The organism is Endozoicomonas sp. ALE010 (assembly GCF_049310165.1).
Classification (GTDB): Bacteria; Pseudomonadota; Gammaproteobacteria; order Pseudomonadales; family Endozoicomonadaceae; genus Endozoicomonas.
In genome coordinates, this window is sequence record NZ_JBLYNV010000059.1 from 21,515 (window position 1) to 34,053 (window position 12,539).

Sequence of the window (12,539 nt, forward strand, 5' to 3'; positions counted from 1 at the left end):
ACATTTCAGAAAAATGAACTTCTGAACAGAACAGCAGTCTGCTTTTTATATTCTCATGAATTAATGAAATATAATTATGGATAGAAGATCTGCTGGTATCAGTGGTAAATACACAAGATCAGGTCATGATTACAACCAACCGAAAGGCCATGCCCCTTCTTCAGGGCGTGGACGATATAGACATGCCACAGTCAGACAATGGGATAATCCCCCCCGCACTGCACCGGGTCGCAATCAATTTTACCATTCTTCTGGAGCAAACTCTTCTCAACATCTACAGGGCCGTTCAGTAAACCCTGCTCAGGATTTTAATGCCCTCATCAAACAGGAAATAATGGCTGATCTGGTGAGTAGATCGGATCATTTCGGTCATCGCTATGATGGGAGAAATCACGGACAATATGCCAGTTCAATTAAAAAATACACGTCAGCTGCTAAAAGACCGTTAAATCGAGCGGAACAAAGCCAGCTGATACGTTTGCTGCAAAATTTTACAGCAACGCGGAGCTGGAACTGGCGAAGCCTGACGACAACACTTCATTCATTGACTTCAGCGGGTGTTTTTACCCCTCATAAACCCGTGGATCAGCGTGTTAAGCTCACTCAAGCTGCCTTATTGTCCACGCTACTTGATGCAATAATATTCAAGTGCAACCAAAAACCTCAAGCCAGGGATATTGATGCCCTGAGAATCTCCAACCTGCTGTGGGCCATGGCGAAACTGGTGGACAACGGGCAGAAGCAGACACCAGAGTTCAAAGAGGCCGTGGCCGTACTGTTGCCCCACGTGAATGCACAGCAAGACCAATTTATTCCTCTGGGTATCGCCAACCTGCTGTGGGCCATGGCAAAACTGGTGGACAACGGGGAGTGGACACCAGAGCTCAAAGAAGCTGTGGCCACACTGTTGCCCCATGTGAACGCACAGAAAGACCAATTTAATGCCCAGAATATTGCCAACCTGCTGTGGGCCATGGCGAAACTGTCGGACAACGGACAAAAGCGGACACCAGAGCTCAACGAGGCCGTAGCCGTGCTGCTGCCCCACGTGAACGTACAAAAAGCTACCTTTAAACCGCAGGGTATTGCCAACCTGCTGTGGGCCATGGCGAAACTGATGGACAACGGCCAGAAGCGGACGCCAGGGCTTAACGAGGCCGTGGCCGCCCTGTTGCCCCACGTGAACGCACAGAAAGACCAATTTATTCCTCAGGCTATCGCCAACCTGCTGTGGGCCATGGCGAAACTGGTGGACAACGGTCAGGAGCAGACACCAGAACTCAAAGAGGCTGTAGCTGCGCTGTTGCCCTACGTAAACACACAAAAAGCTTGCTTTAAACCACAGGAAATCGCCAACCTGCTGTGGGCCATGGCTAAACTGGTGAACAACGGGCAGGAGTGGACTCCAGAACTCGAAGAGACCGTGGTCGCCCTGTTGCCCCTCGTGAACGCACAGAAAGAACAATTTAATGCCCAGGGGATCGTCAATCTGCTGTGGGCCATGGCGAAGCTGGTGGACAACGGGCAGGAGCGAACACCAGGGCTCAAAGAGGCCGTTGCCGCACTGTTGCCGAAAGTGAATGCACAGAAAAACCAATTTAATGCCCAGCATATCGCCAACCTGCTGTGGGCAATGGCGAAACTGTCGGACAACGGTCAAGAAGGGACACCAGAATTCAACGCGACCGTGGCCGTGCTATTGCCCCAGGTGAATGCGCAGAAAGCTAACTTTAAACCACAGGAAATCGCTATCCTGCTCTGGGCTATGGCAAAACTGGTGGACAACGGGCAGGAGCAGGCAACAGGTCTCATGGAAGCCGTGGCCGCGCTGTTGCCCCAAGTGAGCGCACTGAAAGACCAATTTAATGCCCAGAATATTGCCAACCTGCTGTGGGCCGTGGCGAAACTGGTGGACAACGGGCAACAGCAGACACCAGCGCTCAACGAGGCCGTGGTTGCCCTGTTGCCCCTCGTGAACGCACAGAAAGACCAATTTGATGCCCAGGGGATCGCCAACCTGCTGTGGGCCATGGTGAAATTAGTGGACGACGTGCAAGAGCCGACACCAGAGCTCAAAAAGGCCGCCACCGCGCTGTTGCCCCAAGTGAACGCACAGAAAGCTAACTTTAAACCACAGGAAATTGCCAACCTGCTGTGGGCCACGGCGAAACTGGTGGACAACGTGCAGATACCAGAGATTAAAGAAGCCGTCACCGCGCTGTTGCCCCACGTGAATGCGCAGAAAACTAACTTTAAACCCCGGGAAATCGCTATTCTGCTTTGGGCCATGGCGAAACTGGGTGAGCTCGTTGAACTGAACGTGGTTACCTCTATCTTCAAATCGCTGGTCCACAAAATCAGTGAAAACCCTCAGCTCTCTCAGCAAGACATATTTATCTCCCTCTGGGGTGTAATGGTATGCTATGCCAGGTTGTCTCTGGTCTCCAATGCCAATAAAAATGACTGGCTTAAAAAACACATATATGACCTGTTTATTCGCCTGAAAAATACCTCCCCGGATAATGAAGAGGATCAAACCATCATTGCCATGGCCGCCAGTTGGCTTGGCAGAGCGTGTCCGTTCGCCCCCCATTACCAGACAATGACTTCAAAACCTCAAACTGTCGTCCGCAATCACCTCACATCATGCTTGCCCTCTTTGAAGATTGAAGAAGAAAAGAGTCTGAACTCATTACCTCCGGTTGACCTGCTACTGCCAGATCACAACATGGTGATTGAAATTCAGGGATCGTCTCATTACGTGAATGGTGATTTCAAAACCAGGAAGGGTTCGACGCTGCTGAAAATCGAACTGCTGCAAAAAGCAGGGTTTGAGGTCATTGAAATTCCGGCTAACCAGCTTTGGAACCAGGATTTAAGGCAACCCTTTATTGATCAAATAAAGGCCAGGGTAAATATCTTGCGTTTTCATATTCCAGAGTAGTTGTTCTTCTCCAATCATTTGCGTTTATAGACAGTTCAGCAAAATGAACTTCTGAACAGAACAGCAGTCTGCTTTTTATATTTTCATGAATTGATGAAATATAATTATGGATAGAAGTTCTGCTGGTATCAGTGGTAAATACGCAAGATCAGATAATTATTATAACCGACCGGGTGGCCATGCCGCTTCTTCAGGGCGTGGACGATATAGACATGCCACGGTCAGGCAGTGGGATCATCCCCCCCACACTGCACCGGGTCGCAATGAATTTTACCATTCTTCTGGAGCAAGCTCTTCTCAACATCTACAGGGCCGTTCAATAAACCCTGCTCAGGATTTCAATGCCCTCATCAAACAGGAGATAATGGCTGATCTGTTGAGAAAATCGGATCGTTTCGGTCATCGCTATGATGGGAGACATCACGGTCAATATGCCAGTTCAATTAAAAAATACACGTCAGCTGCTAAAAGACCGTTAAACCGGGCGGAACAAAGCCAGCTGATACGTATGCTGCAAAATTTTACCCCAACACGGAGCTGGAACTGGCGAAGCCTGACGACAACACTTCATTCATTTACTTCAGCGGGTGTTTTTGCCTTTCATAAACCCATGGATGAGCGTGTTAAGCTTACTCAAGCTCACTTATTGTCAACGCTACTTGATGCAATAATATTTAACTGCAACCAAAAACCTGAAGCCCGGGGTATCGCCAACCTGCTGTGGGCCATGGCGAAACTGGTGGACAACGGGCAAGAATTGACACCTGCGTTCAACGAGGCAGTGGCTGCACTTTTGCACCACTTGAACGCACAGAAAGACCAATTTAATGCCCGGGATACCGCCAACCTGCTGTGGGCCATAGCGAAACTGGTGGACAAAGGGCTGGAGCGGACACCAGGGTTCAAAGAGGCCGTGGCCGCGCTGTTGCTCCTCGTGAACGCTCAGAAAGACCAATTTATTCCTCAGAGTATCACCAACCTGCTGTGGGCCATGGCAAAACTGGTGGACAACGGGCAGGAGCAGACACCAGAACTCAACGAGGCCGTGGCCGCCCTGTTGCCCCTCGTGAACGTACAGAAAAACCAACTTAATGCCCATGGCATTGCCAACCTGCTGTGGGCCATGGCGAAACTGGTGGACAAAGGGCTGGAGCGGACACCAGGGCTGAAAGAGGCTGTGGCCGCCCTGCTGCCCCTTCTGAACGCACAGAAAAACCGACTTAGTGCCCAGGGCATTGCCAACCTGCTTTGGGCTATGGCGAAACTGATGGACAACGGGCTGGAGCGGACACCAGGGTTCAAAGAGGCCCTGGCCGCCCTGTTGCTCCTCGTGAACGCACAGAAAGACCAATTTATTCCTCAGGGTACCGCCAACCTGCTGTGGGCCATGGCAAAACTGGTGGACAACGGGCAGGAGCAGACACCAGAACTCAAAGAGGCTGTGGCCGCGTTATTGCCCAACGTGAACACTCAGAAAGCTAACTTTAACCCACAGGAAATCGCCAACCTGCTGTGGGCCATAGCGAAACTGGTGGACAACGGGCAGGAGCACACACCAGGGTTCAAAGAGGCCGTTGCCGCGCTGTTGCCCCACGTGAACGCACAGAAAGACCAGTTTAATGACCAGGGTATTGCCAACCTGCTATGGGCCATAGCGAAACTGGTGGACAACGGGCAGGAGCAGACACCAGAACTCAACGAAGCGGTGGCCGTGCTGTTGCCCCACGTAAACGCTCAAAAAGCCCCATTTATTCCTCAGCATATCGCCAATCTGCTGTGGGCCATGGCGAAACTGGTGGACAACGGGCAGGAGCGAACACCTGAACTCAACGAGGCCGTGGCCACGCTGTTGCCCCACGTAAAGGCACATAAAGACCAATTTACTCCTCAGCATATCGCCAACTTGCTGTGGGCCATGGCGAAACTGTTGGATAACGGAGAGTGGACACCAGAGTTCAAAGAGGCAGTGGCCGCGCTGTTGCTCCTTGTGAGCGCACAGAAAAACCAATTTACTGCCCAGGGTATCGCCAACTTGCTGTGGGCCATGGCGAAACTGGTGGACGGGCAAGAGCTGACACCAGCGCTAAAAGCGGCCGTGGCCGCGCTGTTGCCCCATATAAACGTACAGAAAGCTAACTTTAAACCACAGGAAATCACCAACTTGCTGTGGGCCATGGCGAAACTGGTGGACAACGGGCAGGAGCAGGCAACAGGTATCATGGAAGCCGTAGTCGCCCTGTTGCCCCACGTAAACGCACAGAAAGACCAATTTATTCCCCAGCATATCGCCAACCTGCTGTGGGCCATGGCGAAACTGGTGGACAACGGACTGGAGCAGACACCAGCGCTCAAAAAGGCCGTGTTTGCTCTGTTGCCTCTCGTGAACGCACAGAAAGACCAATTTAATGCCCAGGCTATCGCCAACCTGCTGTGGGCCATGGCGAAACTGGTGGACAACGGACTGGGGCAGACACCAGAGCTCAAAAAGACCGTCTCCGCGCTGTTGCCCCAAGTGAACGCACAGAAAGCTAACTTTAAACCACAGGAAATCGCCAACCTGTTGTGGACCATGGCGAAACTGGTGGACGACGTGCATGACCGGACACCGGAGCTTAATGAGGCCGTCACCGCCCTGTTGTCCCACGTGAACGCACAGAAAGACCAATTTATTCCCCAGCATATCGCCAACCTGCTGTGGGCCATGGCGAAACTGGGTGAACTCGTTGAGCTGAATGTGGTTACCTCTACATTCGAATCGCTTGTCCACAAAATCAGTGAAAAACCTCAGCTCTCCAGGCAAGATATATCGATGTCTCTCTGGGGAGTCATGGTATGCTGTGCCAGGTTGTATCTGGTCTCCAATGCCAATAAAAATAACGTGCTTGAAAAGCACATGGATGACCTGTTGACTCGCCTGGAAAATACATCACCGGATAAAGAGGATCAAACCACCATTGCCATGGCCGCCAGTTGGCTTGGCAGACCGTGTCCTTTCGCCCCCCATTACCAGACGATGACTTCAAAAACTCAAACTGTCGTCCGCAATCAACTCCAATCATGCATGCCCTCCTTGAAGATTGAAAAAGAAAAGAGTCTGAACTCATTACCTCCAGTTGACCTGTCACTGCCAGATCACAACATGGTGATTGAAATTCAGGGACCGTTTCATTACGTGAGTAACGATTTCAAAACCCGGAATGGTTCGACTCTACTGAAAATTGCACTGCTGCAAAAATCAGGATTTGAGGTTATTGAAATCCCGATTAACACGCTTTGGAGCCCGGACTCAATAAAACGATGTATTGATCAAATAAAGACCATAATCAACACCCAACCGAAGGGGCATGGCTCTGAATCATTTAACAATCCAGAGTAATTGTTCTTCTCCAACCATCGGCGTTTATAGACAGTTCAGAAAAATGAACTTCTGAACAGAACAGCAGTCTGCTTTTTATATTTTCATGAATTAATGAAATATACTTATGGACAGAAGTTCTGCTGGTATCAGTGGTAAATACGCAAGATCAGATAATTATTATAACCGACCGGGTGGCCATGCCGCTTCTTCAGGGCGTGGACGATATAGACATGCCACGATCAGGCAGTGGGATCATCCCCCCCGCACTGCACCGGGTCGCAATGAATTTTACCATTCTTCTGGAGCAAGCTCTTCTCAACATCTACAGGGCCGTTCAATAAACCCTGCTCAGGATTTCAATGCCCTCATCAAACAGGAGATAATGGCTGATCTGTTGAGAAAATCGGATCGTTTCGGTCATCGCTATGATGGGAGACATCACGGTCAATATGCCAGTTCAATTAAAAAATACACGTCAGCTGCTAAAAGACCGTTAAATCGAGCCGAACAAAGCCAGCTGATACATTTGCTGCAAAATTTTACAGTAACACGGAGCTGGAACTGGCGAAGCCTGACGACAACACTTCATTCATTGACTTCAGCGGGTGTTTTTACCTTTCATAAACCCATGGATGAGCGTGTTAAGCTTACTCAAGCTCACTTATTGTCAAGGCTACTTGATGCAATAATATTTAACTGCAACCAAAAAACTGAAGCCAGGAATATTGATGCTCAGGGAATTGCCAACCTGCTGTGGGCCATGGCGAAACTGGTGAACAACGGGCAGAAGCAGACACCAGGGCTCAACGACGCCGTGGCCACATTATTGCCCCACGTGAACGTACAGAAAGCTAACTTTAAACCACAGGATATCACCAACCTGCTGTGGGCCATGGCGAAACTGGTGAAAAACGGGCAGGGGCGGACACCTGAGCTCAAAGAGGCCGTGGCCGCGCTGTTGCCCCATGTGAACGCACAGAAAGCTGACTTTAAACCACTGGTTATCGCCAACCTGCTGTGGGCCATGGCAAAACTGTCGGACTACAGCCAGGAGCAGACACCAGAGTTCATCGAGGCCGTGGCCGCGCTGTTGCACTGCGTGAACGCACAGAAAGACCAATTTATTCCTCAGCAGATCAGCAACCTGCTGTGGGCCATGGCAAAACTGGTGGACAACGGGCTGGAGCGGACACCAGGGCTCAACGAGGCCGTGGAGGCCCTGTTGCCCTACGTGAACGCACAGAAGGACCAATTGAATGCCCAGCATATTGCCAACCTGCTGTGGGCCATGGCGAAACTGGTGGACTACGGGCAAAAGCGGACACCAGCGCTCAACGAGGCTGTGGCCACGCTGTTGCCCCATGTGAACGCACAGAAAGACCAATTTCTTCCTCAGCACATCGCCAACATGCTGTGGGCCATGGCGAAACTGGTGGACAACGGGCAGGAGTGGACACCAGAGTTCAAAGCGGCCATGGCCGCACTGTTACCCCACGTGAACGCACAGAAAGCTAACTTTAAACCACAGGGCATCGCCAACCTGCTGTGGGCCATGGCGAAACTGGGTGAACTCGTTGAGCTGAATGTGTTTACCTCTACGTTCGAATCGCTTGTCTACCGAATCAGTGAAAATCCTCAGCTCTCCAGGCAAGATATATTGATATCTCTCTGGGGCGTAATGGTATGCTGTGCCAGGTTGTCGCTGGTCTCCAATGCCAATAAAAATAACGTGTTTGAAAAGCACATGGATGACCTGTTGACTCGCCTGGAAAATACATCCCTGGACAATGAAAAGGATCGACACATTATTACTATGGCCGCCAGTTGGCTTGGCAGAGCGTGTCCGATCGTCCCCCATTACCGGACAACCATTTCAGAACCTCAAACTTTCTTCCGCGATCAACTCCAGTCATGCATGCCCTCTTTGAAGATTGAAGAAGAAAAGTGCCTGAACTCATTGCCTCCAGTTGACCTGCTACTGCCAGATCACAACATTATTATTGAAGTTCAGGGGCCGTTTCATTACGTGAATGGTGATTTCAAAACCAGGAAAGGTTCGACTCTGCTGAAAATCGCACTGTTGCAAAAAGCAGGGTTTGAAGTCATTGAAATCCCGGTTAACCAGCTTTGTAACCAGGATTTAATGAAACCATTTATTGATCAAGTAAAGAAGAGAACAAGCAGCCAGTAATCGTCTACCTGCTATCATGACTCAGAACCATTTTCACAATTCAGAATAGATGTTCTTCTCCAACCATTGTCGTTTATAGACAGTTCAGCAAAATGAACTTCTGAACAGAACAGCAGTCTTCTTTTTATATTTTCATGAATTAATGAAATTTAATTATGGATAGAAGTTCTGCTGGTATCAGTGGTAAATACGCAAGATCAGATAATTATTATAACCGACCGGGTGGCCATGCCGCTTCTTCAAGGCGTGGACGATATAGACATGCCATGGTCAGGCAGTGGGATGATACCCCACGCAATAACCCGGGGCGTAATAAATTTTACCGTTCTTCTGACGCATGCCCTTCTCAACATCTACTGCGCCGTTCAGTAACCCCTGCTCAAGATTTTAATGCGCTCATCAAACAGGAAGTAATGGATGATCTGTTGAGAAAATCGGATCGTTTCGGTCATCGCTATGATGGGAGACATCACGGTCGATATGCCAGTTCAATTAAAAAATACACGTTAGCTGCTAAAAGACCGTTAAATCGAGCCGAACAAAGCCAGCTGATACATTTACTGCAAAATTTCACAGTAACACGGAGTTGGAATTGGCGAAGCCTGACAACAACACTTCACTCATTGACTTCAGCGGGTGTTTTTACCCCTCATAAACCCGTGGATCAGCGTATTAAGCTCACTCAAGCTGCCTTATTGTCCACGCTTCTTGATGCAATCATATTCAAGTGCAACCAAAGACCTCAAGCCAGGGATATTGATGCCCTGGGAATCTCCAGCCTGCTGTGGGCCATGGCGAAACTGGTGGATAACGGGCAGAAGCAGACACCAGAGTTCAAAGAGGCCGTGGCCGCCCTGCTGCACCACGTGAATGCACAGAAAGACCAATTTATTCCTCTGGGTATCGCTAACCTGCTGTGGGCCATGGCGAAACTGGTGGACAACGGGGAGTGTACACCAGAGCTCAAAGAAGCTGTGCCCACGCTGTTGCCCCATGTGAACGCACAGAAAGACCAATTTAATACCCAGAATATTGCTAACCTCCTGTGGGCCATGGCGAAGCTGTCAGACAACGTGCAAAAGCGGACACCAGAGCTCAACGAGGCCGTAGCCGCGCTGCTGCCCCACGTGAATACACAGAAAGACCAATTTATTCCTCAGGGGATCGCCAACCTGCTGTGGGCCATGGCGAAACTGGTGGACAACGGCCAGGAGCAGACACCAGAGCTCAACGAGGCCGTGGCCGCGTTATTGCCCCGGGTGAACGCACAGAAAGCTAACTTTAAACCACAGGAAATCACCAACCTGCTGTGGGCCATGGCGAAACTGGTGGACAGCGGGCTGGAGCGGACACCAGGGCTTAACGAGGCCGTGGCCTCGCTGCTGCCCCATGTGAACGCACAGAAAAACCAACTTAATGCCCGGGACATTGCCAACCTGTTGTGGGCAATGGCGAAACTGGTGGACAGCGGGCTGGAGCGGACACCAGGGCTCAACGAGGCCCTGGTCGCACTGTTGCCCCGGGTGAACGCACAGAAAGACCAATTTAATGTCCAGGATATCACCAACCTGCTGTGGGCCATGGCGAAACTGGTGGACAACGAGCATGAGTGGACACCAGGGCTCAACGAGGCCGTGGCCGCCCTGTTGCCCCATGTGAACGCACAGAAAGACCAACTTAATGCCCAGGGCATTTCCAACCTGTTGTGGGCCATGGCGAAACTGGTGGACAACGGGCTGGAGCGGACACCAGGACTCAACAAGGCCCTGGTCGCGCTGTTGTCCCGGGTGAACGCTCAGAAAGACCAATTTAATGTCCAGGATATCGCCAACCTGCTGTGGGCCATGGCGAAACTGGTGGGCAACGGGCAGCAGTGGACACCGGGTCTCAAAGAGGCTGTAGCCACACTGTTACCCCAGGTAAGTGCACAGAAAAACCAATTTATTCTTCAGCATATTGCCAACCTGCTGTGGGCCATGGCGAAACTGGTGGGCAACGGGCTGGAGCGGACACCAGGACTCAACGAGGCCGTGGCAGCGCTATTGCCCCAAGTGATCGCACAGAAAGCTAACTTTAAACCACAGCAAATCACCAACCTGCTGTGGGCCATGGCGAAACTGGTGGACAACGGGCTGGAGCAGACACCAGAGCTCAACGAGGCCGTGGCCGCGTTGTTGCCCCGCGTGAGCGCACAGAAAGCCAACTTTACACCACAGGGTATTACCAACCTGCTGTGGGCCATGACAAAACTGGTGGACAACGGGCAGGAGTCCACACCAGAACTCAACAAGGCCGTAGCCGCCCTGTTGCTCCAGGTAAACAAACAAAAAGCTGACTTTAACCCACAGCATATCGCCAACCTGCTGTGGGCAATGGCGAAACTGGTGGACAACGGGCATGAGAGGTCACCAGAACTCAACAAGGCCGTAGCCGCGCTGTTGCCCCACGTAAACACACAGAAAGCTGACTTTAACCCACAGCATATCGCCAACCTGCTGTGGGCCATGGCGAAGCTGGTGGACAACGGGCAGAAGTCAACACCAGAACTCAACGGGGCCGTGAGCGCACTGTTGCCCCACGTGCATGCACAGAGAGCTACCTTTAAACCACAAGATATCGCCAACCTGCTGTGGGCCATGGCAAAACTGGTGGACAACGGGCAGGAACAGACACCAGCGCTCAACGAGGCTGTGGCCACGCTGTTGCCTCACCTGAACGCACAGAAAGACCAATTTATTCCTCAGCACATCGCCAACCTGCTGTGGGCCATGGCGAAACTGGTGGATAACGGGCAGGAGTGGGCACCAGAGTTCAAAGCGCCAGTAGCTGCGCTGTTACCCCACGTGAGGGCACAGAAAGCTAACTTTACACCACAGGGCATCGCCAACCTGCTGTGGGCCATGGCGAAACTGGGTGAACTCGTTGAGTTGAACGTGGTTACCTCAATCTTCACATCGCTGGTCCACAAAATCAGTGAAAACCCTCAGTTCTCTCAGCAAGATATATTTATGTCTCTCTGGGGCGTAATGGTATGCTGTGCCAGGTTGTTTCTGGTCTCCAATACCAATAAAAATAACGTGCTTGAAAAGCTCATGTATGACCTGTTGACTCGCCTGGAAAATACCCACCCAGACAATGAAAAAGATCAGCGCGTCATTGCCATGGCCGCCAGTTGGCTTGGCAGACCGTGTCCGATCGTCCCCCATTACCAGACAACCATTTCAAAACATCAAACCAACTTCCGCAATCAACTCCAATCATGCATGCCCTCTTTGAAGATTGAAGAAGAAAAGAATCTGAGCTCATTACCGCCAGTTGATCTGCTACTGCCAGATCACAACATGGTGATTGAAATTCAGGGACCGTTTCATTACGTGAGTAACGATTTCAAAACCCGGAATGGTTCAACTCTACTTAAAATTGCTCTGCTGCAAAAATCAGGATTTGAGGTCATTGAAATCCCGATTAACACGCTTTGGAGCTCGGATTCAATAAAACGATGTATTGATCAAATAAAGACCAGGATAAACACCCAACCAAAAGGGCATGGCTCTGAATCATTTAACAATCCAGAGTAGTTGTTCTTCTCCAACCACTGGCGTTTATAGACAGTTCAGCAAAATGAACTTCTGAGCAGAACCGCAGTCTGCTTTTTATATTCTCATGAATTAATGAAATATAATTATGGATAGAAGATCTGCTGGTATCAGTGGTAAATACACAAGATCAGTTAATAATTACAACCAGCCGAATAACCATGCCCCTTCTTCAGGGCGTGGGCGATATAGACATGCCACAGTCAGACCATGGGATAATCCCCCCCGCACTGCGCCGGGTCGCAATGAATTTTACCATTCTTCTGGCACACGCTCTTCTCAACATCTACAGGGCCGTTCAGTAAACCCTGCTCAGGATTTTAATGCCCTCATCAAACAGGAAATAATGGATGATCTGTTGAGTAAATCTTATCGTTTCGGTGATCGCTATGATGGGAGACATCACGGTCTGTATGCTGATTCAATTAAAAGATACACATCAGCTGCTAA

5 protein-coding genes are annotated in these 12,539 nt (G+C 50.4%); all 5 read left to right on the top strand.

The window, feature by feature from the left end:
- Window positions 1-76 precede the first annotated feature (76 nt).
- Window positions 77-2,944, top strand: a complete 2,868-nt coding sequence (locus ACO6UY_RS19580) for a DUF1601 domain-containing protein (protein ID WP_422490933.1) — start codon at window positions 77-79, stop codon at window positions 2,942-2,944.
- Between the two features lie 106 nt (window positions 2,945-3,050).
- On the top strand, window positions 3,051-6,320 hold the full coding sequence (locus ACO6UY_RS19585; protein WP_422490935.1) for a DUF1601 domain-containing protein: 3,270 nt from the start codon (window positions 3,051-3,053) through the stop codon (window positions 6,318-6,320).
- 106 nt (window positions 6,321-6,426) lie between these two features.
- Window positions 6,427-8,493 carry an RAP domain-containing protein gene (locus tag ACO6UY_RS19590; protein WP_422490936.1) on the top strand — a complete coding sequence of 689 codons (2,067 nt, stop codon included), beginning with the start codon at window positions 6,427-6,429 and terminating at the stop codon, window positions 8,491-8,493.
- A 155-nt stretch (window positions 8,494-8,648) separates the two neighbouring features.
- A complete protein-coding gene (locus tag ACO6UY_RS19595; protein ID WP_422490938.1) occupies window positions 8,649-12,071 on the top strand; it encodes a DUF1601 domain-containing protein in 3,423 nt (1,140 codons plus the stop codon).
- Window positions 12,072-12,177: 106 nt separating this feature from the next.
- A partial coding sequence (locus ACO6UY_RS19600; RefSeq protein ID WP_422490939.1) for a hypothetical protein occupies window positions 12,178-12,539 on the top strand: 362 nt, incomplete at its 3' end.